Annotated in this window: 24 protein-coding genes; 19 read left to right on the forward strand and 5 right to left on the reverse strand. The window is 65.1% G+C overall.

From position 1 onward, the window contains the following. Window positions 1–59: 59 nt before the first annotated feature. From AzCIB_RS05445 to AzCIB_RS05480, 8 genes are all read left to right on the forward strand, one after another. Window positions 60–2,129, forward strand: a complete 2,070-nt coding sequence (locus AzCIB_RS05445) for a sigma-54-dependent Fis family transcriptional regulator (protein WP_050414960.1) — start codon at window positions 60–62, stop codon at window positions 2,127–2,129. 97 nt (window positions 2,130–2,226) lie between these two features. Next, window positions 2,227–2,703 (forward strand): 4Fe-4S dicluster domain-containing protein, encoded by a 477-nt coding sequence (locus AzCIB_RS05450; RefSeq protein ID WP_050414961.1) that lies wholly within the window; start codon window positions 2,227–2,229, stop codon window positions 2,701–2,703. Between the two features lie 15 nt (window positions 2,704–2,718). Beyond that, window positions 2,719–4,566 (forward strand): aldehyde ferredoxin oxidoreductase family protein, encoded by a 1,848-nt coding sequence (locus AzCIB_RS05455; RefSeq protein ID WP_050414962.1) that lies wholly within the window; start codon window positions 2,719–2,721, stop codon window positions 4,564–4,566. Window positions 4,567–4,664: 98 nt separating this feature from the next. After that, a complete protein-coding gene (locus AzCIB_RS05460) occupies window positions 4,665–5,936 on the forward strand; it encodes an NAD(P)/FAD-dependent oxidoreductase (protein WP_050414963.1) in 1,272 nt (423 codons plus the stop codon). A gap of 19 nt (window positions 5,937–5,955) precedes the next feature. Further along, entirely contained in the window at window positions 5,956–6,207 is a 252-nt protein-coding gene (gene thiS / locus AzCIB_RS05465) for a sulfur carrier protein ThiS (protein WP_050414964.1), read from the forward strand. A gap of 2 nt (window positions 6,208–6,209) precedes the next feature. Then, entirely contained in the window at window positions 6,210–6,518 is a 309-nt protein-coding gene (locus AzCIB_RS05470) for a hypothetical protein (protein WP_050414965.1), read from the forward strand. A gap of 66 nt (window positions 6,519–6,584) precedes the next feature. Further along, window positions 6,585–7,289 (forward strand): ABC transporter permease, encoded by a 705-nt coding sequence (locus AzCIB_RS05475; RefSeq protein ID WP_050414966.1) that lies wholly within the window; start codon window positions 6,585–6,587, stop codon window positions 7,287–7,289. Window positions 7,290–7,291: 2 nt separating this feature from the next. Continuing rightward, window positions 7,292–8,005 (forward strand): ABC transporter ATP-binding protein, encoded by a 714-nt coding sequence (locus AzCIB_RS05480; protein ID WP_198149615.1) that lies wholly within the window; start codon window positions 7,292–7,294, stop codon window positions 8,003–8,005. 5 nt (window positions 8,006–8,010) lie between these two features. Here AzCIB_RS05480 and AzCIB_RS05485 read toward each other — a convergent pair whose 3' ends face one another. Beyond that, complete coding sequence (locus tag AzCIB_RS05485; protein WP_050414967.1) at window positions 8,011–8,907, reverse strand: LysR family transcriptional regulator; 897 nt, start codon at window positions 8,905–8,907, stop codon at window positions 8,011–8,013. A gap of 107 nt (window positions 8,908–9,014) precedes the next feature. Between AzCIB_RS05485 and AzCIB_RS05490 the strand changes: the two genes are divergently transcribed. From AzCIB_RS05490 to AzCIB_RS05530, 9 genes are all read left to right on the forward strand, one after another. Next, the gene (locus AzCIB_RS05490) at window positions 9,015–9,887 is read left to right on the forward strand and encodes an SDR family oxidoreductase (protein ID WP_050414968.1); all 873 of its coding nucleotides are present in this window, start codon (window positions 9,015–9,017) and stop codon (window positions 9,885–9,887) included. Window positions 9,888–9,925: 38 nt separating this feature from the next. Further along, window positions 9,926–10,468, forward strand: a complete 543-nt coding sequence (locus tag AzCIB_RS05495; protein WP_050414969.1) for a cytochrome b — start codon at window positions 9,926–9,928, stop codon at window positions 10,466–10,468. A gap of 26 nt (window positions 10,469–10,494) precedes the next feature. Further along, a complete protein-coding gene (locus AzCIB_RS05500) occupies window positions 10,495–11,088 on the forward strand; it encodes a YceI family protein (RefSeq protein ID WP_050414970.1) in 594 nt (197 codons plus the stop codon). Between the two features lie 50 nt (window positions 11,089–11,138). Beyond that, entirely contained in the window at window positions 11,139–11,717 is a 579-nt protein-coding gene (locus AzCIB_RS05505) for a YceI family protein (RefSeq protein ID WP_050414971.1), read from the forward strand. Between the two features lie 100 nt (window positions 11,718–11,817). Next, a complete protein-coding gene (locus tag AzCIB_RS05510; protein WP_050414972.1) occupies window positions 11,818–12,063 on the forward strand; it encodes a CDGSH iron-sulfur domain-containing protein in 246 nt (81 codons plus the stop codon). Between the two features lie 267 nt (window positions 12,064–12,330). Continuing rightward, window positions 12,331–12,852 carry a hypothetical protein gene (locus AzCIB_RS05515; RefSeq protein ID WP_157058427.1) on the forward strand — a complete coding sequence of 174 codons (522 nt, stop codon included), beginning with the start codon at window positions 12,331–12,333 and terminating at the stop codon, window positions 12,850–12,852. Window positions 12,853–13,292: 440 nt separating this feature from the next. Then, on the forward strand, window positions 13,293–13,634 hold the full coding sequence (locus tag AzCIB_RS05520) for a c-type cytochrome (protein WP_232299363.1): 342 nt from the start codon (window positions 13,293–13,295) through the stop codon (window positions 13,632–13,634). 66 nt (window positions 13,635–13,700) lie between these two features. Further along, window positions 13,701–14,657: a DmsE family decaheme c-type cytochrome gene (locus AzCIB_RS05525; protein ID WP_050414975.1), complete on the forward strand. Its 957-nt coding sequence runs from the start codon at window positions 13,701–13,703 to the stop codon at window positions 14,655–14,657. A 20-nt stretch (window positions 14,658–14,677) separates the two neighbouring features. Further along, window positions 14,678–16,828 (forward strand): MtrB/PioB family decaheme-associated outer membrane protein, encoded by a 2,151-nt coding sequence (locus AzCIB_RS05530; RefSeq protein WP_050414976.1) that lies wholly within the window; start codon window positions 14,678–14,680, stop codon window positions 16,826–16,828. Window positions 16,829–16,998: 170 nt separating this feature from the next. On the opposite strand, the gene moaC is transcribed toward AzCIB_RS05530, so the two are convergent. Further along, window positions 16,999–17,493 carry a cyclic pyranopterin monophosphate synthase MoaC gene (moaC, locus tag AzCIB_RS05535; RefSeq protein WP_050414977.1) on the reverse strand — a complete coding sequence of 165 codons (495 nt, stop codon included), beginning with the start codon at window positions 17,491–17,493 and terminating at the stop codon, window positions 16,999–17,001. A 78-nt stretch (window positions 17,494–17,571) separates the two neighbouring features. Between moaC and AzCIB_RS05540 the strand changes: the two genes are divergently transcribed. Both AzCIB_RS05540 and AzCIB_RS05545 read left to right on the forward strand, forming a co-directional pair. Then, entirely contained in the window at window positions 17,572–19,020 is a 1,449-nt protein-coding gene (locus AzCIB_RS05540; protein ID WP_050414978.1) for a beta-barrel assembly-enhancing protease, read from the forward strand. 86 nt (window positions 19,021–19,106) lie between these two features. After that, on the forward strand, window positions 19,107–19,337 hold the full coding sequence (locus AzCIB_RS05545; RefSeq protein WP_018990453.1) for a sulfurtransferase TusA family protein: 231 nt from the start codon (window positions 19,107–19,109) through the stop codon (window positions 19,335–19,337). Between the two features lie 97 nt (window positions 19,338–19,434). On the opposite strand, the gene AzCIB_RS05550 is transcribed toward AzCIB_RS05545, so the two are convergent. The 3 genes from AzCIB_RS05550 to AzCIB_RS05560 form a co-directional block, all read right to left on the reverse strand. After that, complete coding sequence (locus AzCIB_RS05550) at window positions 19,435–22,281, reverse strand: valine--tRNA ligase (protein ID WP_050414979.1); 2,847 nt, start codon at window positions 22,279–22,281, stop codon at window positions 19,435–19,437. Between the two features lie 93 nt (window positions 22,282–22,374). Beyond that, a complete protein-coding gene (locus AzCIB_RS05555) occupies window positions 22,375–22,854 on the reverse strand; it encodes a hypothetical protein (protein ID WP_050414980.1) in 480 nt (159 codons plus the stop codon). Then, window positions 22,851–23,291: a DNA polymerase III subunit chi gene (locus AzCIB_RS05560; RefSeq protein ID WP_050414981.1), complete on the reverse strand. Its 441-nt coding sequence runs from the start codon at window positions 23,289–23,291 to the stop codon at window positions 22,851–22,853. Before AzCIB_RS05560 ends, AzCIB_RS05555 begins: the two co-directional genes overlap by 4 nt. Window positions 23,292–23,307: the final 16 nt, after the last annotated feature.

Raw genomic sequence — 23,307 nt, forward strand, 5'->3', positions numbered from 1 at the left:
GACACAAGGGACAAACAAAAAAATAGTCCCCAAAGTGACGCGCAGGAGAGGAGGAGAAGATGGCCGTATTGCCGCAATTGCGGGATCGCCGCGAGAACACCATTTCGGACGCGCGACGATTTTTCTTCGAGCTTGGCCAGACGCCGGAGGCCGGGCTCGCCCCTCCTGTGCTGCGTTCCTGGCAGCGCTGTCGCACCGGCGGGCTCGACCACCTCGATGCCTACCTGATCGACCCCGCCGGCCGCGCCCAGCTCTCCGACGCACGCGACCGCAGTGCGCGGCTGCTGGAGCACGCGGGCGGGATCATGGAACACGTGTTCGAACAGATCCGCGCCTCGGGCAGCATGGTCATCCTCGCCGACACGAAGGGCATGATCCTGCACTGCCTCGGCGACCCCGATTTCGTCGGCCGCGCGCAACGCGTCGCACTCCAGCCGGGCGCATCGTGGGACGAAACCTTCCGCGGCACCAATGCGATCGGCACCGCGATCCTCGAAGGCGCACCGGTCGAAATCCACGGCGCCGAGCACTACCTGGAACGCAATGGCTTTTTGACCTGCAGTGCCGCGCCGGTGTTCAACGCACAAGGGTGCATCGCCGGTGTGCTGGATATCTCGGGCGACTCGCGCAGCAACCAGCGCCATACGCTGGGCCTCGTGCGCCTTTCGGTGCAGTTGCTCGAAAAGCGGCTCTTCGAGGCAGAGTTCGCCAAGGAAATCCGCATCGCCTTCCATCCGCGCCCCGAATACGTCGGCAGCCTGCAGGAAGCGATGCTCGCGGTCGATGCCGACGGCCGCATCGTCGGCGCCAACCCCGTCGCGCGCGAATGGCTGGGGCTTACGGCCGGGCTCGCCGACGCACCGTCCTTCGGCACGCTCTTCCGCGCCGGCTTCGGCCAGGTGCTCGACCGTGCCGCCAACGCGCCCGACGACCTGCTGCTGCTCGAAATGCGACGCGGCGATGCCGTATACGTGCAGGTGCGCGGCCACCGGCGGACGCGCCCGGAAGTCCATGCGCCCAGATTGCAGGAAACTGCCCCGGCGTCGGCGAAGGGGGGAGCGAAAAACCCGGAGGGTTCGAAGGTCCGCATCACCCTCGACTGCCTTGCGACCGGCGACGCCCGCCTGCAACTCGCGCTCGACCGCGCGCGCCGCGTCCAGGGCAAGGACATCCCGCTGCTGATCCAGGGCGAATCGGGTGTCGGCAAGGAACTCTTCGCGCGTGCCTTCCACAACAGCGGCGTGCGCAGCGACGGCCCCTTCGTCGCGCTCAACTGTGCGGCGATTCCCGAAAACCTCATCGAATCGGAACTCTTCGGCTACGTCGGCGGCTCCTTCACCGGCGCGCGGCGCGAGGGCGCGGTCGGCAAGCTGCAGCAGGCCCACGGCGGCACGCTGTTCCTCGATGAAATCGGCGACATGCCGCTCGGCATGCAGGCGCGCCTGCTGCGCGTGCTGCAGGAGCGCAGCGTCACGCCGATCGGTTCGATGAAATCCATCCCGGTCGACATCTCCCTCGTGTGCGCAACGCACCGCGTGCTGCGCGACGCCGTAAAGCAGGGCGTGTTCCGCGAGGATCTCTACTACCGCGTCAACAGCCTCACCGTCACCCTGCCGCCGCTGCGCGATCGCACCGACGTCCGCCGTATCGTGCTGAACCTGCTCGAGATCGAAGCGGCCGACCGGCGGCGCGGGCCGCTCGGCATCAGCGAAGAGGTCATGGACTTCTTCGAACGCTACCCTTGGCCGGGCAATGTCCGCCAGCTCCAGAACGTCATCCGCGTCGCGGTCGCGCTGCTCGACGACAACGAGGACGAGATCGCGTCGATCCATCTGCCCGAGGAGCTCTTCGGTATCGACGGCGGGGACGACATTTCGGAGCCCGCCACGCGACCAGCGGTCGCGATGGCCCCGGCTTACGCCTCGCCTTTTGGCGCCGCAGTGCCCACGGCGGCCGCTGCGCTTGCCCCCTCGGCACCCGCACCCGGCGCCCCGCGCAGTCTGGATGAAATCGAACTCGAAGCGATCACCACGGTCATGCGCGAGGTGGGCGGAAACGTCTCGGCCGCTGCGCGCAGGCTGGGCGTCAGCCGCAATACGCTCTACCGCAAACTCGGCAAGTTGAACTGAAGTGTGAAAACCATGCTTGCGGCATGGTCAGTGGCATGATATTTGCGATCTGCGACACGTTGTCCCGAAGCGAAACAAACGACGGAGGAGTACATCGATGTGGAAATCCCTTCACATTGACCCCGCGAAGTGCACCGGCTGCCTGCAGTGCGAAATGGCCTGCTCGTATGAGCACACCGGGGTCATCAATCCCAGCAACTCGCTGATCAAGGTCTTCAACTTCGAGCACGAAGGGCGCAAGGTGCCCTACACCTGTACCCAGTGCACCGACGCGTGGTGCATGCACTCCTGTCCGGTCGATGCGATCCGGCTCGATCTGACGACCGGCGCGAAGATGGTGTTCGAGGACACCTGTGTCGGCTGCAAGGTGTGCACGATCGCCTGTCCGTTCGGCACGATCAATTACAACCAGGCTACCGGCAAGGTGCAGAAATGCGACCTGTGCGAGGGCGACCCGGCCTGTGCGAAGGCCTGTCCGACCGCCGCGATCACGTACATCGATGCCAACTGGACGGGGCTCGGCCGCATGCAGGCCTGGGCTGCCAAGGCCAACACCCCTGCATCCGCAGCCTGAGAGGAGAGCAAGACCATGGGATGGAATCGCAAAGTCCTGCGGGTGAACCTGACTCAGGGCACGTGCAAGGAAGAACCGCTCAATATGGAGTGGGCCAACGAATACCTCGGCTCGCGCGGCTTGTCGGCCAAGTATCTGGTCTCGGAAATCGACCCCAAGGTCGATCCGCTATCGCCCGACAACAAGCTGATCATGGCGACCGGCCCGCTCACTGGCACGATGGCCTCGACCGGGGGGCGCTACACCGTCACTTGCAAGGGGCCGCTCACCGGCGCGATCGCCTGTTCGAACTCGGGCGGCTTCTTCGGCGCCGAGATGAAGTTCGCCGGTTGGGATATGGTCATCTTCGAGGGCAAGTCGCCGAAGCCCGTCTACCTCTTCATCGAGAACGACAAGGCCGAGCTGCGCGACGCCTCGCACCTGTGGGGCACGAGCTGCTGGCATACCGAGGAGCAGATCAAGGCCGACCACCAGGACCCCCTGATCCGCGTGTCGTCGATCGGCAAGGCGGGCGAGAACCTGGTGCTGTTCGCGGTCGTGATCAATGACCTGCACCGCGCGGCCGGGCGCTCCGGTGTCGGCGCCGTGATGGGTTCGAAGAACCTCAAGGCGGTGGCGATCCGCGGTACCAAGGGCGTGTCCGGGATCAAGGACTTCCCGGCCTTCCTCAAGGCCACGACCGAAGCGAAGAAGGTGCTCGCCGACAACGCGGTGACCGGCCAGGGGCTGCCGAAATTCGGTACCCAGGTGCTGATGAACGTCATCAACGAAATCGGTGCGCTGCCCACCCGCAACCACCGCGACGTGCAGTTCGAGGATGCCTCCAAGATCTCCGCCGAGGCGATGCACGAGAAGCGTGAATCCGACGGCAAGAGCCACCTCATCACCAACGCAGCGTGCTTCGGCTGCACGATCGCCTGCGGGCGCATCTCGCAGATCGACAAGAACCACTTCACGGTCAAGAACAGTCCGCAGTACTGGGGTGCGTCCGGGGGCCTGGAATACGAAGCCGCGTGGGCGCTCGGTGCCGCCAACGGCGTCGGCGATCTCGAAGCCCTGCAGTACGCCAACCTGCTGTGCAACGAACAGGGTTTCGACCCGATCACCTTCGGTGCCACCGTCGCTGCGGCGATGGAGCTGTACGAGATGGGTGTCCTGACCAAGGAGCAACTCGGCCTCGATGCGCCGTTCGGCTCGGCCCAGGCGCTGGCGAAGCTCGCCGAGATGACCGCGGCCGGCGAAGGCTTCGGCAAGGAACTCGGGCAAGGCTCGGCACGCATGTGTGCCAAGTACGGCCACCCGGAACTGTCGATGAGCGTCAAGAAGCAGGAATTTCCTGCCTACGACTCGCGCGGCATCCAGGGCATGGGCCTCGCGTACGCCACCTCTAACCGCGGCGCCTGCCACCTGCGCGGCTACACGGTCGCGTCCGAAGTGCTGGGCATCCCCGTCAAGACCGACCCGCTCGTCACCGACGGCAAGGCAGAGCTCGTCAAGGCCTTCCAGGATGCCACCGCGGTGTTCGACGCGGCCGGGATCTGCGTGTTCACGTCCTTCGCGTGGACGCTTGCCGACGTGCAGCCGCAACTCGCGGCGGCCTGTGGCGAGGAATGGACGATGGACAAGCTCAACGCCGTCGGCGAGCGCATCTGGAACCTCGAGCGCCAGTTCAACAATGCGGCCGGCTTCACCAGCAAGGACGACAATCTGCCGCCGCGCCTGCTGACCGAACCGGCCAAGACCGGTCCGGCCAAGGGGCTCGTCAACGGCCTCGACAAGATGTTGCCCGAGTACTACAAGGTGCGCGGCTGGACGCCGGACGGCGTGCCGACGGCGGAAACGCTGGAGCGACTGGGACTCTGACCGCCGTCTGAAACGCGGCATCCGAGTCTGGTAGTACCCCTTTCCCGGCGATGCACCGCCGGGAAAGGGGCGTCATCGCCCAATCGAGGACATTTCCCATGAAACACGTGATACTCGGCAACGGACCCGCCGGCGTCGTCGCGGCCGAAACGCTGCGCCGCGCCGCGCCCGCCGACGAGATCCTGATGGTCGGCAGCGAGGACGCCCCGCCGTACTCGCGCATGGCCATCCCCTACCTGCTCGAAGAGAACATCGACGAAACGGGCACTTACCTGCGCAAGGCGCCCGACCATTTCCGCAGGCTGAACATCGGCGAACTGCGCGCGCGCGCTGTGTCGCTGGATACCGACAAGCGCCGAATCCTGTTCCACGACGGCCACTTCGAGGACTACGACCGCCTGCTGATCGCGACCGGCTCGCATCCGGTGCGTCCGCCCATCCCGGGCGTCGACCTGCCCGAAGTGCAGACCTGCTGGACGCTGGACGACGCCCGCGCGATCGCCAGTCTGGCGAAGCCCGGCTCGCGCGTGCTGCAGCTCGGCGCCGGCTTCATCGGCTGCATCATCATGCAGGCCCTCGCCTCCCGCGGCGTGCAGCTCACCGTCGTCGAAATGGGCGACCGCATGGTGCCACGCATGATGACACCCAAGGCCGGCGGCATGATCAAAAGCTGGGTCGAACACAAGGGCATCCGCGTCGTCACCAACGCCGGCGTGCAGCGCATCGACCGCGGGGCGGCGGAAGGCAGCGTCGATGTGACCCTGTCGACCGGCGAAGTGTTGCCCTGCGATCTCGTCATCGTCGCAGCCGGCGTCGCGCCCAACGTCGCCTTCCTCGACTCCACCCCCGTGCATGTCGCCAAGGGCGTGCTCGTCGACGACAAGCTCGAAACCAGCGTCCCCGGCATCTTCGCCGCCGGCGACGTCGCAGAGGCGCCCGACCTCTTCACCGGTGCCCACCTCGTCGCGGCGATCCAGCCCAACGCCGCCGACCAGGCCCGCGTTGCCGCGCTCAACATGGCGGGGCGCCACACGCAGCTCAACGGCGTGCTCGCGATCAACGTGCTCGACACGCTGGGGCTGATCTCGGCGTCCTTCGGCCAATGGTGGGGCGAGGGGAGCGAAACCGGCGGAGCGGGTGTCGAACACGTCGACGAGAACCGCTTCCGCTACCTCAGCCTGCAGTTCAAGGACGACGTGATGATCGGCGCAACCTCCATCGGCCTCACCCAGCACGTCGGAGCGCTGCGCGGCCTGATCCACGGGCAGGTGAAGCTCGGGGCGTGGAAGGACCGCCTGCTCGCCAACCCGCTGCAGTTCGTCGAGGCCTACGTCGCCCGTTCGCAGCAACCCATGGCGCTCGCGCGCTGATGCCGGAGTGGACGCGCCCATGAAGATCGGCTTCAAGCTCTTCGCCTCCCTCACCGACCACCTCCCGTCCGACCGCAAGGGCAACCGCGTCGAACTGGAGGTCGGCGAGGGGACGACCATCGCCGAGCTGATCACGCGCTTCAACGTCCCCGAGCGCAGCGCCCATCTCGTGCTCGTCAATGGCCACTTCATCCCGCCCGCACAGCGCGCCTCGCGGTCGCTCGCGGACGGCGACGAACTGGCCATCTGGCCGCCCATCGCGGGCGGGTAGGCTTGGTGTTCATCAGCGGCCCCGTGCCGGAGCGCTTCGAGCGCGAGGTGACCGCCTCGCCCGCCGAGTTCGAGCGCGACCTGCGCAAGGCATCGCCCGGTGCGGTGGAAGCCGTCGCCCCTGATCACTTCCGAGTGAGCGCCGGGCCGACCCGGCTCGACATCCATGTTGCCGCGCGCGGTGTGCGGCGGCTCGGCCTGCTTCAATTGCAGACACTCTGCGTACGTTACGAATTCTCCGGCGGGGCCGAATCCGACCGCAGGGCCTTGCTCGTTCCGCTCGACCGCGCGATGCAGCGCGGTGGCGGATGAGGCAGTTCCCGATCCGCATGCGGTGCAGGGCTGTCGAAACGCGGCGCTTGCGCTATGCTCCGCCGAATGTACGGACTCGCCGCGACCTTTGCCGACGCCTTCGCTCTCCTCGCCACCTTCGATCACCGCGCGGTCGAAATCGTCAGCCTTTCGCTGCGGGTCAGCGGTTCGGCCGTAATCCTCGGTACCCTCATCGGTCTGCCCCTCGGTGCCTGTCTCGCCGTGGGCCGCTTCCCCGGGCGCAGCGTCGCGCTGGTGGTCATCAACGGCCTGATGGGTGCACCATCCGTCGTTGTCGGCGTGGTCGTCTATCTCATCCTGTCACGCTCGGGTCCGCTCGGCGGGCTGGGGATGCTCTACACGCCCGCTGCGATGGTCGTCGCGCAGACCCTGCTGGTCGTCCCGCTGATGGCCGCCATCGCCCGCCAGATCATCGAAGATACCTGGCAGCGCTATGCCGAGGAGTTCAGGGCGATGCGCTTCACATGGCTGCAAAGCGTCACGACGCTGCTGCATGACTGCCGCCATTCCCTGCTCGTTGCCGTCCTTGCCGGACTCGGGCGCGCCATGAGCGAAGTCGGCGCAGTGATGATCGTCGGCGGCAACATCGACCATGCCACGCGCGTCATGACCACCGCGATCGCGCTGGAAACCAGCAAGGGCGACCTGCCGCTCGCGATCGCATTGGGCATCGTGCTCGTCGCGGTCATCCTGGTCCTCAACGCTGCCGCATTCGCCATGCGGGCGTGGGCGATGCGCAGGTACGGCTGAGCATGTTTCCGCTTCGCCTGCGTGACGTCCGCTTCCAGCCCAACGGCCGCAAGGTCCTTGACGGCGTCGAGCTCGAACTGGGCGGCGAGGGCATCACGCTCGTTCTCGGCCCCAACGGTGCGGGCAAGAGCGTGCTGCTGCGCACCATCTGCGGCCTGCTCGAACCGACCGGCGGGCAGATCGACTGGGGCGGCGGTGCGCGCCCCCATCTCGGCGTCATGATGGTGTTCCAGCATCCGATGATGCTGCGCGCCTCGGTGCTCGAAAACGTCGCTCTTGCGCTCAAGCCCCACGGCGTACCGCGCATCGAGCGCCGCCGCCGCGCGGCCCGCGTGCTCGATCGCGTCGGCCTGCTCGCACGCGCGTCCGACAGCGCCAGATTGCTATCCGGCGGCGAGCAGCAGCGCCTCGCGCTCGCCCGCGCCTGGGTGACCGCGCCGCGCCTGCTGCTGCTGGACGAACCCACCGCCAGTCTCGACCCCTCCGCGACGGCCGAGGTCGAACGCATCGTGCGCGAGATCCGTACCGACGGCACCCGCATCCTCATGACCACCCACAATCTCGGTCAGGCCACCCGCCTCGGCGACGACGTCGTTTTCATGAGCGCCGGACGGGTGCGCGAACACGCCCCGGTGCAGCGCTTCTTCGCCCGTCCCGCATCCGACGAAGCCCGCCTGTTCATCCAGGGCGAGCTGCCGTGGCGGATGAATTTCTGAGCGGTTCAGTCCCAGTACGGAACCGGCCCGATGCGCTCCGCCAGATAGTCGACCAGCGTGCGCACCCGGTGTGGCACATAGCGCGTGCCGGGAAACACCGCGTAGATGTGCAGCTCGGTCGCCGAGTACTCCGGTAGCAGCACCTCCAGCAGCCCGGCCCGAACCGCCTGCGAGGTCAGGAAGGTCGGCTCGCGCACGATCCCCAGCCCGCGGATCGCCGCATCGAGCAGGGCATCGCCGTTATTGGCGCGGAAACGCCCCTTGATCGGCACCGAATACGGTTCCCCATTTACGCTGAAGCTCCAGCCGAGGCTGGAGCCCAGCGTGTAGGTCAGGCAGTGGTGCTGCAGCAGCTCGTCGGGATGCTGCGGCCGCCCGTGCCGGTCCAGATAATCCGGCGAGGCGACCACCGCCAGCGAGCTGCGGCTCAGGCGGCGGATCACCAGCGACGGATCGATCTGCTCCGAGATGCGCACGGCGAAATCCATGCCTTCCTCGATCAGATTCACGCGGCGATCGCTGAACTCGACGTCCACGCTGACTTCCGGGTAGGTCGTGATGAAGTCCGCCACGAGCGGCATCAGGTGGCGCACGCCGAAGCTCATCGGCACGCTGGCGCGGATCTGGCCACGCGGCGCCTGCTTCTCGCCCGCCAGGTCGCCCTCCGCCGCCTCGACCATCGCCAGGATGTCGCGGCACTTTTCCAGGTAGGCCGAACCGGATGACGTCAGGCTCAGTCTTCGCGTGCTGCGCGCGAGCAGCTTCGTGCCCAGGTGTGCCTCGAGCGCCGCGATCTGCCGCGTGATCGCCGAGCGGGCGACATTCAGCCGGTCCGCGACCGCAGTGAAGCTTCCCGCTTCCGCAACGCGAACAAACACTTCCATTGCCTGCAGGCGATCCATTGTTGTTCTCGATGCAACAAAGAGTTTGCTTGGTTCCGCTATTTTAGAACCAATCAATCCCATAAAGTGCGCCCATACGCTAACGACGCACCGCCAAGGACGACCACATGATTCTCGTAACCGGAGCAACAGGGCAGTTGGGCCTGCAGATCGTGCAGCAGCTCGCCGTGCGACTGCCGGACGCGGGCGCCGGCCGGCTTGCCGTCAGCGTCCGCGACCCCGAGCGGGCCGGGGCGCTTGCAGCGCGCGGCATCGAAGTGCGCCGTGGCAACTTCGACCAACCCGAAGCCCTGCGTGCGACGTTCGCCGGCGCATCGCGCCTGGTGATCGTGTCGACCGACGGCCCCAAGGCGCAACGCATCGCGCAGCACCGTAACGCGATCGAAGCCGCACGTGCCGCCGGGGTCGAACACATCCTCTACACCAGCTTCCTCGACGCCGACGCCGCTTCGCCGTCCGAATTCGCGCAGGTTCATGCCGATAGCGAGGCAGCGCTCGTCGCATCCGGCGTCGGTCACACCATCCTGCGCAACGGCATGTACGCCGACTTCCTGCCGATGACTTTCGCCGGCGCACTCAATAGCGGCCTGCTGCAGCTGCCGGCCGGGGAGGGCAGGGTCAGTTACCTGTCGCGCAACGAGCTTGCCGCGGCCATTGCCGCCGCAACTGTCGCGCCGCGGCTCGAAAAGCGCATCTACGAGCTCACTGGCCAGACCGCCCACGACTATCACGACCTCGCCGCTCGCGTCGGTGCCGCAACCGGCAAGACGCTGCGCTACGAACCGGTCGGCGAGGACGCCTACGCCGGCGTGCTCGAGGGTGTCGGCATGCCCGGCTGGCTCGCCCGCGCCATGGCGAACATGTTCACCGCCGTCGCCGCGGGCCGTCTGGCGCGCACCACCAACGATTTCGCCGCGCTGGTCGGTCACCCGCCCAAGTCGATCGACTGCCTCATCGCGGGATTTTTCCGCGCGGTCTGAGTACTGAAACAAAAACCACAGGAACAGGGGGAAACGCGATGAATGCTCCGGGCCAATATTCGAAACCAGCGGTAATCGTGCACTGGATGATTGCGATCCTCGTGCTCGTCGCCTTGCCGCTCGGCTACTACATGACCGATCTGTCCCTGTCGCCGCGCAAGCTGCAGCTCATCTCGTGGCACAAATGGATCGGCTTCACGGTGCTGCTGCTGTTCATCCCCCGCCTCATCGTGCGCCTCACGCGGCCGGTCCCCGCGCCGGTCGACTCCATGCCCGGCTGGCAGCGCGCAGTGGCGTCGATCACCCACGTCGTGCTCTACGCGCTGATCATCGCCGTGCCGCTCTCCGGCTGGCTGATGAGCTCGGCCAAGGGCTTCCCGGTCGTCTACCTTGGCCTCGTTCCGCTGCCCGATCTCGTCGGCAAGGACGAAGCGCTCGGCGACTTGCTCAAGTCGGCTCACGAAGTCCTCACGTCCGGCCTGCTGATCCTCGTGGGCCTGCACATCGCCGCCGCACTCAAACACCACATCATCGACCGCGACGAAACGCTGGTGCGGATGGTGCCCCTGCTCAAACGCTGATCCGGACAATGAAAGGAATACACATCATGAACAGCAAACGACTTCTTGCCGCAGCCCTCGTGTCCCTCGTCCTGCCTCTGGCTGGCACCGGCGCATACGCGGCGCAACCGGCAGGCACGTTCGATCAGGTGGTGCCGGCGAAGAACCGTATCGATTTCGTCTTCAAGCAGATGAACGTGCCGGTCAAGGGCCACTTCAAGAAGGCCAATGTCGATCTCGCCTTCGACCCCGCGGCCCCCACGAAAACGACCGTTCGCCTCGATCTCGACCTCGGCAGCATCGACGCGGGTTCCGCCGACGCGAATAGTGAAGTGGTAGGCAAGCCCTGGTTCGACCTCAAGACCTTTCCCACCGCAACCTTCGTCTCGTCGTCAGTGAAACCCCTCGGCGGCGACCGCTACGAAATGACCGGCAAGCTCACGATCAAGGGCAAAACTCGCGACGTGACGACGCCGGTAACCGTCACGCAGAACGGCAACACCGCTGCGTTCGACGGTGGTTTCACCCTCAAGCGCCTGGAGTTCGCCATCGGCGACGGCACCTGGTCGGACACCTCGATCGTCGCAGACGAGGTCAAGGTCAGCTTCCACGTCGAAGCCGAACGCCGCGCTGCGAAATAAGCCGTTCCCCTCTCAGAACCCTTTTCAATTCCGAATTCAGGAGTTTCACGATGAAGCAACTCAAGCGCCTCGCACTCGCGTCCATCCTCGCCGCCTCCGTCGTCGCCCCCGCCATGGCCGCCTCCGAAACCTTCGATATCGACGGCACGCACACTTTCGCGCGCTTCGCCTACAGCCACTTCGGCTATTCGAAGCAGGAAAGCCGCTTCAACAAGACCACCGGCACGATCAAGCTCGACCGCGCGGCGAAAGCCGGTTCGGTCGACGTCGCGATCGACGCCAAGTCGGTGGATACCGGCTTTGAAATGTTCAACGGCCACATCCAGGGCGAGGACTTCTTCCACACCGAGAAGTACCCGACGATCACCTTCAAGTCGACGAAGCTGAACTTCAACGGCGACAAACTCGCCTCGGTCGACGGCAACCTGACCATCAAGGGCGTCACCAAGCCGGTGAAGCTCGAAGTCACCTCCTTCCATTGCATGGAGCACCCGATGCTCAAGAAGGAAGCCTGCGGCGCGAACGCCTCCGCCGTGGTCAAGCGTTCCGATTTCGGTGCCGGCAAGTTCGCCCCCCACGTCGGCGACGACGTCACGCTCGAGATCGCTGTCGAAGCGGTCAAGCAGTAATCCTGCAGTTCCGTCTCCATTGATCCCACCCCCTGGGGATCACTTTCACCACCCCGGAACCCCGGGGTGGTTTTTTATCCACCGCATTAGGAGTTGATGCATGTCGAACGAATCCGCAAATATCGCCCAGAAATCCCCCTACGCAGTCGACATCGAGGCCGGCAAGAGCTACTGGTGGTGTTCCTGTGGCAAGAGCACCAAGCAGCCGTTCTGCGACGGTTCCCACCAGGGAAGCAGCTTCACCCCGGTCGAGTACAAGGCCGAGGAAACCAAGACCGCCTACTTCTGTGGCTGTAAGCAGTCGGGCAACGGCGTGATGTGCGACGGCGTCCACCAGAAGCTGTAAATCACTCTTGTTCCGGCGCGGGACCGCACATGCGCGGCGCTCGTGACCGGGGCAAATTCCCGCCTATCGTTCCATTCTTGGGGAAGTTCACCCGCAACATTCCCCTTCTTGTGTGCAGTTGTAAGAGCAGTCCGATCCGCTCGATGCGGGAGTGATAATTGCGCCACGAGCGCGCTCCGGCCTGGCTCCAATGCGGGATCCCCTTTCCGCAGCGTCCGCAGCCCGCGCAGATTGCGCGCTCCGCCTCCAACATCACGGGCTGCTAACATGAGACGTTGCGCCGCGGCCTTGGCCGCAAGTCTTCCGCTCCTCGCACACGGCGCCTTGGTCGCCGGCGAGCATCTCGTTCGTGCAGTCCGCAGCGATCCGCATGGCGCCGAGCACTTCGGTGCCCAACTCGTCCTCACCCCCGACGAGTCGCACTTCCTGAAAGCCTGGCGCGTGTCCAAAACTCCCCTGCGGCTGCCCGCCACGGCAACCGTCCGGCGTGGGTCGTCCGTCACCGCCATGCTCGTCTTCCAGGGATGTGCGAGGGATGCCTCCGGACGATGCGATGTCGTCGCCGATCTTGCGCTCCAGGCGCCGGACGGCGGGCGCATCCCGGGAGGCTCAACGTCCCTGTGGTCCGCCGAGTCCGTGCCGGGGCGTCTCCATCTCGGCAACGGCAGCATGCAGGTCAGCTTCGATCCGCACGACCGTATCGGCCGCTACAAGGTGATCGCAACCGTCCGCGACCGCGTGTCCGGGCAATCCCTCATCCTGAGTTCGGGCCTGCAAGTCCTCGAATAGACGCTGCGGCGTCGCCCCGGCGCTCGCCGGGCGCCAACACCGGCGCACATCGGTGCCATCGGGCGGCAAATGTGTCGTGCCCGGACTGCGATGGTTTCCCGTTGTGACAATCAGCCGTCGGCATCACCGCGTAGCCGGGAGCCGATGCGCGCCGGTGCGCCTGCTTCCGCAGTATTACCATGTGCTAATTAAGATGTCCTGCGTATACATTTAATTAATCACCGGTAATCTAACCGTGCATGCGGAAATACGGATCCTGTATAAAAATGCGTTGGCGTGTCAAGGTCTTGTGTTGTAACGAGGCAATTGTGTCCTTTTGTACGTTCGTGTCGAACATCCTTTGAAAAATTGGGGGTATATTCCACCGACAAAATGTCCAGAGGGACGCCGTTCAGCTCCCGCGGGCATTTGGATGCGTATATATCGAAAGGAGAATCAGCGTGAAGGCACGAATTCTTGCGAGCATGATCCTTGTCGGACTGACGGCAACCCTCGCGACCCCGGCTGCAATGGCTGCGGACGCCGACGCTGCCAAGGCCACCGCCAAGCGCAACGACTGTTTCAAATGCCATGCGGTCGACAAGACCAAGAAGGGCCCGTCCTACAAGAAGATCGCTGCGAAGTACAAGGACAAGGCGGATGCCGAGCAGAAGATGGTCGAGCAGATCACCAAGGAACATAAGGTGAAGCTTGAGGACGGCACCGAAGAAACGCACAAGGTGATCGACACCACCGACAAGGCCGAGATCAAGAATCTCATCGACTGGATCCGCGCCCAGTAACGCGGCAAGAGATCCGGCGCGCATCGCCGTGGTGCGCGCCACTCATCAGCAAATCAGGGGGTTTATATGAAATCGCTAGGAAAAGCGTTGCGCGTGTGCGCATTCGCGGTCCTCGCCGGGAGCTTGTTCCCGGCGCTGACTGCGACCGCTGCCGAGAAGGAAGCACCCAAGGATATCGTCCTCACGGGCGATGCAAAATGTACGACCTGTCACGACGAGAACGACTCGCCCGAAGCGCTGCGCATCGGCAAGACGAAACACGGCACCGTCGCCGACAAGCGCACGCCGGGCTGTACGAACTGCCACGGCGAGAGCGAGAAGCACGTCAAGGAAGCCGGTCGCGGCAGCGGCCCGACGCCGCCGGTGGATGTCGGTTTCACCAAGAAGAACTTTTCTTCTGCTGAAGCCCAGAACGCCTCCTGTCTGAACTGCCACCAGGGCAGTACCCGCATCTTCTGGCAGAACAGCACGCACGCCCGTCGTGATGTGACCTGTGCTTCCTGTCACTCGATCCACGATGGACACGACAAGGTCCGCGAAGCCAAGACGCAGCCCGAAGTGTGCTCGAACTGCCACAAGGAACAGCGTGCGCAATTTGCACGCCCGTCGCACCACCCGGTGCCGGAAGGCCAGATGAGCTGCTCGTCCTGCCACAACGTGCATGGCGACAACCCCTCGCAGCTCGCCAAGCCCAGCGTGAATGAGACCTGCTACTCCTGCCACATGGAAAAGCGCGGCCCCTTCGTGCATAACCACCAGCCCGTCGCGGAAGACTGTGCCATCTGCCACAACCCGCACGGCACCAACGTAGCCAACCTCCTGAAGGCGCGCGCACCCTACCTGTGCCAGGAATGCCACAGTCACAACAGCCACCCGAGCCAGCTCGCTGGTCTGCCGACTGACCGCACGACGAATACCAGTCTTCTGGGTACCGTCGGACGTGGCTGCCTGAATTGCCATACCAACATCCATGGCGGCAACAGCACTGTGAACAATGCGACCGCCGGGCGCTTCCGTCGCTGATCGGGCCGAGGGAGATTGACATGAAAAACTTCAATACAACGTTCAGGCTGACCGCAGTAGCGGCGGCCATGCTTGCGGCATACGGCTCGGCCTTTGCCGAGGACGACGAGATCAAGCAACTCACGGAGCCCGACAGCTCCATCTCGGTAGGTGCCGGTTACTGGTCGAACGATCGTCCGCAGCAGGGCATCTTCGATGGCATGCGGGATGATCACGGCTATGCGCTGATCGATGCCGACGTCGTCAAACGCGACGACGCCACGGGCACCTGGTTCAAGTTCAAGGGCGACAGTCTCGGACTCGAGAGCCGCAAGATCTCGATCGAAGTGCAGCAGCAGGGCAACATGGGCGGATTCGTGAACTATTCACGCATTCCGCGCGAGAGCCCGCTGGAGATCCGCTCCGGGATCCGCGGAGTGGGATCCGAGCGCATGACCATCAGCGGTGCCGGCGCCAATGCGCTGCCGTTCCATGATGTCGACCTGGCCACCTACCGTGATCTCATCCATGTAGGCTTCACCAAGAACCTGCTCAAGGACGTCGATCTCAAGCTCAGCTTCAAGAACGAGGAAAAGAACGGCAGCCGGCATTGGGGGCTGGGCAGTGCGCCTCTGTTCCTGGCCGAGCCGATCGACAGCACCACGCAGCAACTCGACGTGACGCTCGAATATACCGGCGAGAAGTTGCAACTTGCGGGCGGTTATGCGGGGAGCTGGTACAACAACAAGAATGACCTCGTGATGGCAACGGTCAGAGGCGTAACGACGAACACCACGAGTGCGCCGAACCCGGCGCCGCTGTCGCAGCCGCTCGACAACGCGGCACACCAGTTCTTCCTGAATGCGGGGTATGCGTTTACGCCCTCGACGCGCGGCACCCTCAAGGTTTCGCGCAGCGTGGCAACCCAGGACGAAACCATCCCGAGTATCGGACTGACGGGCGTCAATGCACCATTTGCCGGTGCGCCGCACAAGCTGGACGGCGAGATCGTCACCACGCTGGCGGAACTCGGGTTGAGTTCGCGGCCGACCAGCAAGCTGTCGCTGAATGCGAACCTGCGTTATTACGACGTCGATGACAATACCCCGCTGTTCGGCTTCGTCGGCAACAACACGACGCGTGCAGTGACGGTTCATAACACGCCGCACTCGTACGAAACCAAGTCGGGGAAGGTCGAGGCGTCGTACCTGCTGCCGGAACGTTTCAAGTTGATCGGTGGGGTCGACTTCAAGGACCAGGATCGCTCCGCTCCGAAGTTCGTGGACGAGCGTTACGTGCCGTTCGCGGAAAGCATCGAGGAAACGACGTATCGCCTGCAGTTGCGTCGTTCGATGTCGGAAACGGTTAACGGCTCGGTCGCGTTCCTGCACAGTGTCCGCGACGGATCCGTACGGGTGACCCCGCACGATCCGCACATCTTCGATGCGATCAATCCCCTGCACATCGCCGACCGCACGCGCAACAAGTGGCGGATGTCGCTGGATTGGGCGCCTGTCGACGCCTTCAGCATGCAATTCAACGTCGAAGATTCGCACGACGACTATTCCCGCGAAGAAGGCCGTCCCTGGGGTCTGAAGGACGGTCGTGCGACCCTGGTTTCGGTCGATGCGCGTTATGCCTTCTCGGACAAGTGGGAATTGACGGGTTGGGCATCGCACGATGTGACGCGTGCCAAGCAGCTTGCGGGTCGGTGGGACCGTGTCACCGAAATCTTCGAAATGTCGAAGGATGCGAAGCTCGAGGATCGCGGCAATTCGGTAGGCATGGGTCTGCGTGGCGCGCTGACTTCGAAGCTGAAGATCGGTGCCGACGTGCAATGGACGCGGACGGAAAGTTCATATGACGAGGATACGCAGCTCAGCGGCCTCGGTGGCCTGCAGGCGGTATATCCGACCGACGGGGCTCCGTTCCGTGCGACCGGTGCGCGTCTGCCCGACATCGAGAACACGCTGACTCGCATTTCGATGTTTGCCCGTTACGCCATCCGGAAGAACGCCGACGTCCAGCTCGACCTGATCCACGAGCGTTGGAAGACCGACGACTGGACCTGGAGCTTTGCCGACGGGTCGAACTTCACCTACGGCACGACCACGGACGGTACGACCGTCTCGGTCAAGCCGAAGCAGGTGGCCAACTTCATCGGGGCACGCTACATCTACAAGTTCCAGTAAGCGGTACTTGTAAGGTGGCGAAGGACGGGGCGGCGTGAGCTGCCCCGTTTTCATTTGCGATCAGTGTTCGAGAATGGGTGCGACGGTGATCGCGCGCAATTTCCGCAGCTGGGAGTGCAAGCCTCTGTGCTGCGCGGGGAAATGGTTGCCCTGAGGCTTGATGCTGCGGACTACTGTCCTGCGACCCAATGCCCCGACTTGCCGCCGAGCTTTTCCATCAACTGGATGCCGTCCATGCGCATGCCGCGATCCACGGCTTTGCACATGTCGTAAATGGTGAGCAGCGCCACGTTTACGGCGGTAAGCGCTTCCATCTCCACGCCGGTACGGCCGACCGTCTCCGCGGTGACGTTGCAGTCGATGCGGCTTTTCGCTTCGTCGAGTTCGAACTCGACGGCGACGCGGGTCAGCGGGATCGGGTGGCACAGGGGAATCAGGTCGCTGGTGCGCTTCGATCCCTGGATCGCCGCAATGCGCGCGATGCCGAGTACGTCGCCCTTTTTCGCGCTGCCGGACTTGACCATCGCGAAGGTCTCCGGCTTCATGCTGATCGAGCCGCGGGCGACGGCGACGCGGCGGGTTTCGCTCTTGCCGCCGACGTCTACCATGTGGGCCTGGCCCTGGGCGTCGAAGTGGGTGAGGGCGGAAGCTTTCGGCTCGGTCATGGCTGGTATGCGCAGTGTCGTACAGTACGATACATTCCGCGCTGAACGGTTGGTGGTGGGCCGGTATCATAGCACCCGATGATCAGACGAATTCTTATCCTGCTGTTGTGCGTCGCCCTCGTGCCGCCGGTGAATGCGGCCGGTCTGCCGGATCTCGGCGACGTGGGGGCCTCGGAACTCTCGCCGCTCGCGGAACGCAAGATCGGCGAGTCGATCATGCGCGAAATCCGCTGGCGAGAAGCGAGCTATCTCGACGACCCCGAGGTCGAGGATTACATCAACCGGATGGGACGGCGGCTCGTTGCGGCGAGCTCCGCGCCGCAGCTGGAGTTCGAGTTCTTCGTCGTGCGCGACGGCACGCTGAACGCCTTCGCGATGCCCGGCGGCTTCATCGGCGTGCACACGGGGCTGATCGTCACGGCGGAGTCGGAGTCGGAACTGGCCTCGGTGCTCGGGCACGAGGTCGCTCACGTGACGCAGCGGCACATCGCGCAGATGTTCGGCAAGCAGAGCCAGACCAGCATGGTCATGCTCGCCTCGATGCTCGTCGCGGTGCTTGCGGCACGCGGCGACTCGCAGATCAGCCAGGCGGCGATTGCGGCGGGGCAGGCCGGGGCGCTGCAGGCTCAGCTCGGTTATACGCGCGATTTCGAACGCGAGGCGGACCGCCTGGGCTTGCAGTCGCTCGAAGGGGCTGGCTTCGACGTGCGCGGCATGCCCAGCTTTTTCGAGCGGCTGCAGCGTTCGAGCCGCTTCTACGAGAACAATGCGCCGAGCTATCTGCGCACGCACCCGCTGACCCAGGAGCGGATTTCCGACATGGGGAACCGCGTGGCGCAGTTACGTTACAAGCAGGTTCCCGATTCGCCCGACTTCGGTTTCGTGCGCGCGAAGCTGCGCGTCGGAGCGATGCCGCCGATCGATGCCGTGCGCGAATTCGAAGCGCAGGTCGCCAAGAACGGTAGCGATATCGCGCAGCGCTACGGGTACGCGCGCGCGCTGCTCGCGGCCGGCCGTCTCGACGATGCCGGCAAACAGGTGGAGACCTTGCGGCGCGAGGCTCCGCAGTCGTCCTTCGTGGACATGCTGGCGGCGGAGTTGCGGCTGGCGCAGCGCGACGCCGCCGGTGCGGTGCAGATCCTCGAAGCGGTGCAGAAGCGTTTTCCCGAGAGCCAGGCGGCGCGGTATGCGCTGATGGATGCGATGATCCACGCAGGGCGTGCGCGCGATGCCGGCGCAATGGCGCGGACAGCGGTGCAGAACCGCAAGGAAGATCCGCGCCTGTGGGCCTTCCTGGCCCGCTCGGAGGCCGAGCAGGGGCACCGCGCGGCCCAGCACCGCGCACAGGCCGAGGTGTATGTGCTGCGCGGTGCGGTTCCGGCCGCGATCGAGCAGCTGGAGCTGGCACGCCGGGCAGGGGACGGCAATTTCTACGAGCTGTCGGCGGTCGATGCGCGCCTGCGCGAACTCAAGGAACAGGAACGCGAACGCCGCCGCGAGGAGCGCAAGAGCGGCCGTTCGGAATGATAGCCGCGGCAGATCCGCTGCCCGCCGCGGGCGCGGTTATGGCCGTGGGGTAGAATTGCGGTCACTGTCAGTGAGGGTTACGCGTAATGGAGTTTCAAAAGGAAGTCGATGCGCGCGGGCTGACCTGCCCGTTGCCGATTCTGCGGGCCAAGAAGGCGCTCGCCGAGATGAGCGCCGGCCAGGTGTTGCGGGTGCTGGCGACCGATCCCGGTTCGGTGAAGGACTTCCAGGCCTTCGCCCGGCAGACCGGGAACGATCTGCTGCAGCAGGGTGAAACGGCGGACAAGGCGTTCGAGTTCTACCTGAAGCGCAAGTAGGGATCGGACTGCGCCCCCTGCATTGCAGGGGGCAGACGCAAAAAAAAGGGGCCGCCCGGTGATCGGGCGGCCCCCTTTGCTTTCGGCGCGACGTCGGTCAGCCGCGATTGAGTTTTTCGAGCTGCGGCCGCAGTTTTTCGAGCGTTGCGACAAAGGCGTCGAGGCGGTCGCGTTCCTGCTGCACGACGGCGGCGGGGGCGCGTTCGACGAAGCTGGCGTTGCCGAGCTTGCCGTGGGCCTTGCCGATTTCGCCTTCGAGACGGGCGATCTCCTTTGCGACGCGCTCGCGCTCGGCGGCGATGTCGATCTCGACGCGCAGCATCAGCTTGAAGGCGCCGGACACCGATACCGGGGCGAGTTCGTCGGCGCCGATATCCTCGACGATCTCGACGCCGGACAGGCGCGCGAGGCCGGCGAGGTAGGGGGCGTAGACCTCGAGCGCGGCGGCGTCGCCCGCGGCGACCAGCGGCATGCGTTGGGCGGGCGAGATGCCCATCTCGCTACGCAGGTTGCGGCAGGTGCCGACGATGGCCTTCAGTTCCGTGATCTTCGCCTCGGCGGCCTCGTCGATGCGGCCGAGGTCGGCTTCCGGGTAGCGCGCCAGCATGACGCTGTCGGCGTCCTTGCGGCCGGCGAGCGGGGCGACGGTCTGCCACAGTTCCTCGGTGATGAAGGGGATCAGCGGGTGGGCGAGGCGCAGCACGGTTTCCAGCACGCGCAGCAGGGTGCGGCGGGTGGCACGTTGTTGGGCTTCGCTGCCAGTCTGGATCTGCACCTTGGCGAGTTCCAGGTACCAGTCGCAGTACTCGTCCCAGACGAACTCGTACACCGCCTTGGCGACGAGGTCGAAGCGGTAGTCCTTGAAATGCTGCGCGATGTCGGCTTCGGTGCGCTGCAGGCGCGACACGATCCAGCGGTCGGCAAAGGAGAAGTCGAGCTTCTCGGCGTTGCAGGCGGCGCTACCGGCGACAGCATCAATGCCGCAGTCGTGGCCTTCGCAGTTCATCAGCACGAAGCGGGTGGCGTTCCACAGCTTGTTGCAGAAGTTGCGGTAGCCCTCGCAGCGCGACAGGTCGAACTTGATGTCGCGGCCCGGCGTGGCGAGCGACGCGAAGGTGAAGCGCAGCGCGTCGGTGCCGAAGGCGGCGATGCCTTCGGGGAATTCCTTGCGCGTCTTCTTCTCGATGCTCTGCGCCTGCTTCGGGTTCATCAGGCCGAAGGTGCGCTTCTTGACGAGCTCCTCGACGGAGATGCCGTCGATGAGGTCGATCGGGTCGAGTACGTTGCCCTTCGACTTCGACATCTTCTGGCCTTCGGCGTCGCGGATCAGGCCGTGCACGTAGACGTCGCGGAACGGGATCTTGCCCGTGATGTGCTTGGTCATCATGACCATGCGGGCGACCCAGAAGAAGATGATGTCGAAGCCGGTGACGAGGACCGAAGACGGCAGGTAGAGGTCGAGCGCGTCGTTCGACTTGGCCGGCCATTCGGGCGTCCAGTCGAGCGTCGAGAAGGGCCATAGCGCGGACGAGTACCAGGTGTCGAGTACGTCCTCGTCGCGGCGCAGCCTGCCGGTGTAGCCGTCTTTCGCGGCGAGCGCCTTCGCTTCGTCTTCACTGAGGGCGACCCACACGCGCGTGTCGCCCTCGACGTCGGCGTACCAGGCGGGGATCTGGTGGCCCCACCACAGCTGGCGGGAGATGCACCAGTCCTGGATGTTGTTGAGCCACTGGTTGTAGGTGTTGACCCAGTTCTCGGGGTAGAAGCGGATCTCGCCCGAGGCGACGCATTCGAGCGCCTTCCCGGTGATGCTCTTGCCGTCCGCGCCGGGCTTGCTCATGGCGACGAACCACTGGTCGGTGAGCATGGGCTCGATGACAGCGCTGGTGCGGTCGCCGCGCGGCACCATGAGCTTGTGCGGCTTGACCGCGGCGAGGAGGCCGAGGGCTTCGAGGTCCTGCACGATCTGCTCGCGCGCGACGAAGCGGTCGAGGCCGCGGTACTTCTCGGGGGCGTCGTCGCTGACGTGGGCGTCGAGGCGCAGGATGCTGATCATCGGCAGTTTGTGGCGCAGGCCGACGGCGTAGTCGTTGAAGTCGTGTGCGGGCGTGACCTTCACGCAGCCGGTGCCGAATTCGCGGTCGACGTAGTCGTCGGCGATGATCGGGATCTCGCGGTCGCACAGCGGCAGCGTGACGGTTTTACCGATGAGCTGCGCGTAGCGCTCGTCCTCGGGGTGCACCATCACGGCGACGTCGCCGAGCATGGTTTCGGGGCGGGTGGTCGCGACGGTGAGGCCGGGCAGGCCTTCGATCGGGCCGTCAGAGAAGGGGTAGGTGATGTGCCACAGGAAACCGTCTTCCTCTTCGGACACCACTTCGAGGTCGGACACCGCGGTGCCGAGCTTGGGGTCCCAGTTGACGAGGCGCTTGCCGCGGTAGATCAGCCCTTCGTTGTAGAGGCGGACGAAGGTTTCGGTGACGATCTTCGACAGGCCGGCGTCCATCGTGAAGCGCTCGCGCTTCCAGTCCGGCGACGTGCCCATGCGGCGCATCTGACGCGTGATCGTGCCGCCGGAGTATTCCTTCCATTCCCAGACCTTCTCGAGGAACTTCTCGCGGCCGAGGTCGTGGCGCGAGATGCCCTTGGCGTCGAGCTGGCGTTCGACGACGATCTGCGTCGCGATGCCGGCGTGGTCGGTGCCCGGCTGCCACAGCGTGTTGAAGCCGCGCATGCGGTGGTAGCGGGTGAGCGCATCCATGATGGTCTGGTTGAAGCCGTGACCCATGTGCAGCGTGCCGGTGACGTTCGGCGGCGGCAGCAGGATGCAGAAGGCGTCGGGGTTGGACTTGTCCAGTCCGGCGTCGAAGTGACCGCGCGACTCCCATTCCGGATACCAGCGGGCTTCGATGTCCGCGGGCTCAAAACTCTTGGCCAGTTCCATGGTGTGCTCAGGGGCTTGAAGGCAAAGGGCGGATTATAGCGGATCGAGGCCGCCTGCCTTGCCGCCGCAGCATTTGCCGGCCGGTGCGGCCCCTCAGGACTGGTCCGGCGGGAGGACGTCGGTGTTCTTTTCGAGATGGCGCGAGATGTGGGCGGACAGCTCCGGCAGCAGGCTTGCGCGCAGATGGGCGAGGGCTTGTGCGCGGATGTTGGCGCCGAGCCGGTCGAGTTCGCGCGCGACGATCTGCGGCAGTTCGGCGTGGAACCAGGCTTCGACGGCGCGCGAGACTTCCGTGTCGAGGCTGATGAGCTGTTCGGCGAGTTCGCTGGCGGAGCGTTTCGCCTGCGGCGGCCGGGGCGAGGCCAGTTCGGCGGGCAGGTCTTCCGGCGCGACGACTTCGGTCAGGACGGGAAGGTCCTCATCGTCCAGCGAGACCACCTCTTCCGGGGCCGGGGGCTGCGGCTCCGGGCCCCGGTGCCGCTTGAGCAGGGCGTCGGCCTTGCCGAGGAGAAGGTCGGCGGCCTTGAGGTCGTCGTCGGGGTCGAGACGTGGCGGCAGCGGCCAGGTTGTCATAGGGCCTCCCTGCGGATCGCGTCGAAGGCCTGCAGGGGCAGGTCCTTCTGTTTGTAGTGCATCCAGCGCGCCCGTGCAGGGAGCTTCTGCGCTTCGCCCTGGCCGATGATCTCGATCACCATGCGGAAGCGCTCGAGGCCGGGCGGGACGTCGTCGGCGAGGTTGAAGAGGATCTCGGCGTGCGGCCACTCGTTCGGCGCTTCCGCGTGGCCGATGACGACCGGTGTTTCGGCTGCGAGGGGAGAGCCCGCCATCACGTGCGGCACGAAGGCCTGCTGCTCGAAGTTCCACAGCATCTGGTCGAGCTGGCGGGCGGCCGTCGCATCCTGCGTGCGCAAGGCGACCTTGCGGCCGCTGCCGTAGGCCCGCGCGGCGAGCTCGCAGGCGAGCGCGAGCGGGTTCTCGGCGTTATGGTAGAACTGCACGCGTGGAGGCATGGCGGCCGTTTCCCGG

Origin of the sequence: Azoarcus sp. CIB (assembly GCF_001190925.1) — a bacterium.
Classification (GTDB): domain Bacteria; phylum Pseudomonadota; class Gammaproteobacteria; order Burkholderiales; family Rhodocyclaceae; genus Aromatoleum.

Coding starts and splice junctions, on each gene's coding strand:
- AzCIB_RS05560 (WP_050414981.1), bottom strand. CDS start 23,291: ATGCCTCCACGCGTGCAGTTCTACCATAACGCCGAGAACCCGCTCGCG.
- AzCIB_RS05475 (WP_050414966.1), top strand. CDS start 6,585: ATGTACGGACTCGCCGCGACCTTTGCCGACGCCTTCGCTCTCCTCGCC.
- AzCIB_RS05445 (WP_050414960.1), top strand. CDS start 60: ATGGCCGTATTGCCGCAATTGCGGGATCGCCGCGAGAACACCATTTCG.
- AzCIB_RS05555 (WP_050414980.1), bottom strand. CDS start 22,854: ATGACAACCTGGCCGCTGCCGCCACGTCTCGACCCCGACGACGACCTC.
- AzCIB_RS05500 (WP_050414970.1), top strand. CDS start 10,495: ATGAACAGCAAACGACTTCTTGCCGCAGCCCTCGTGTCCCTCGTCCTG.
- moaC (WP_050414977.1), bottom strand. CDS start 17,493: ATGACCGAGCCGAAAGCTTCCGCCCTCACCCACTTCGACGCCCAGGGC.
- AzCIB_RS05510 (WP_050414972.1), top strand. CDS start 11,818: ATGTCGAACGAATCCGCAAATATCGCCCAGAAATCCCCCTACGCAGTC.
- AzCIB_RS05490 (WP_050414968.1), top strand. CDS start 9,015: ATGATTCTCGTAACCGGAGCAACAGGGCAGTTGGGCCTGCAGATCGTG.
- AzCIB_RS05485 (WP_050414967.1), bottom strand. CDS start 8,907: ATGGATCGCCTGCAGGCAATGGAAGTGTTTGTTCGCGTTGCGGAAGCG.
- AzCIB_RS05480 (WP_198149615.1), top strand. CDS start 7,292: ATGTTTCCGCTTCGCCTGCGTGACGTCCGCTTCCAGCCCAACGGCCGC.
- thiS (WP_050414964.1), top strand. CDS start 5,956: ATGAAGATCGGCTTCAAGCTCTTCGCCTCCCTCACCGACCACCTCCCG.
- AzCIB_RS05460 (WP_050414963.1), top strand. CDS start 4,665: ATGAAACACGTGATACTCGGCAACGGACCCGCCGGCGTCGTCGCGGCC.
- AzCIB_RS05455 (WP_050414962.1), top strand. CDS start 2,719: ATGGGATGGAATCGCAAAGTCCTGCGGGTGAACCTGACTCAGGGCACG.
- AzCIB_RS05530 (WP_050414976.1), top strand. CDS start 14,678: ATGAAAAACTTCAATACAACGTTCAGGCTGACCGCAGTAGCGGCGGCC.
- AzCIB_RS05495 (WP_050414969.1), top strand. CDS start 9,926: ATGAATGCTCCGGGCCAATATTCGAAACCAGCGGTAATCGTGCACTGG.
- AzCIB_RS05540 (WP_050414978.1), top strand. CDS start 17,572: ATGATCAGACGAATTCTTATCCTGCTGTTGTGCGTCGCCCTCGTGCCG.
- AzCIB_RS05550 (WP_050414979.1), bottom strand. CDS start 22,281: ATGGAACTGGCCAAGAGTTTTGAGCCCGCGGACATCGAAGCCCGCTGG.
- AzCIB_RS05525 (WP_050414975.1), top strand. CDS start 13,701: ATGAAATCGCTAGGAAAAGCGTTGCGCGTGTGCGCATTCGCGGTCCTC.
- AzCIB_RS05505 (WP_050414971.1), top strand. CDS start 11,139: ATGAAGCAACTCAAGCGCCTCGCACTCGCGTCCATCCTCGCCGCCTCC.
- AzCIB_RS05515 (WP_157058427.1), top strand. CDS start 12,331: ATGAGACGTTGCGCCGCGGCCTTGGCCGCAAGTCTTCCGCTCCTCGCA.
- AzCIB_RS05545 (WP_018990453.1), top strand. CDS start 19,107: ATGGAGTTTCAAAAGGAAGTCGATGCGCGCGGGCTGACCTGCCCGTTG.
- AzCIB_RS05450 (WP_050414961.1), top strand. CDS start 2,227: ATGTGGAAATCCCTTCACATTGACCCCGCGAAGTGCACCGGCTGCCTG.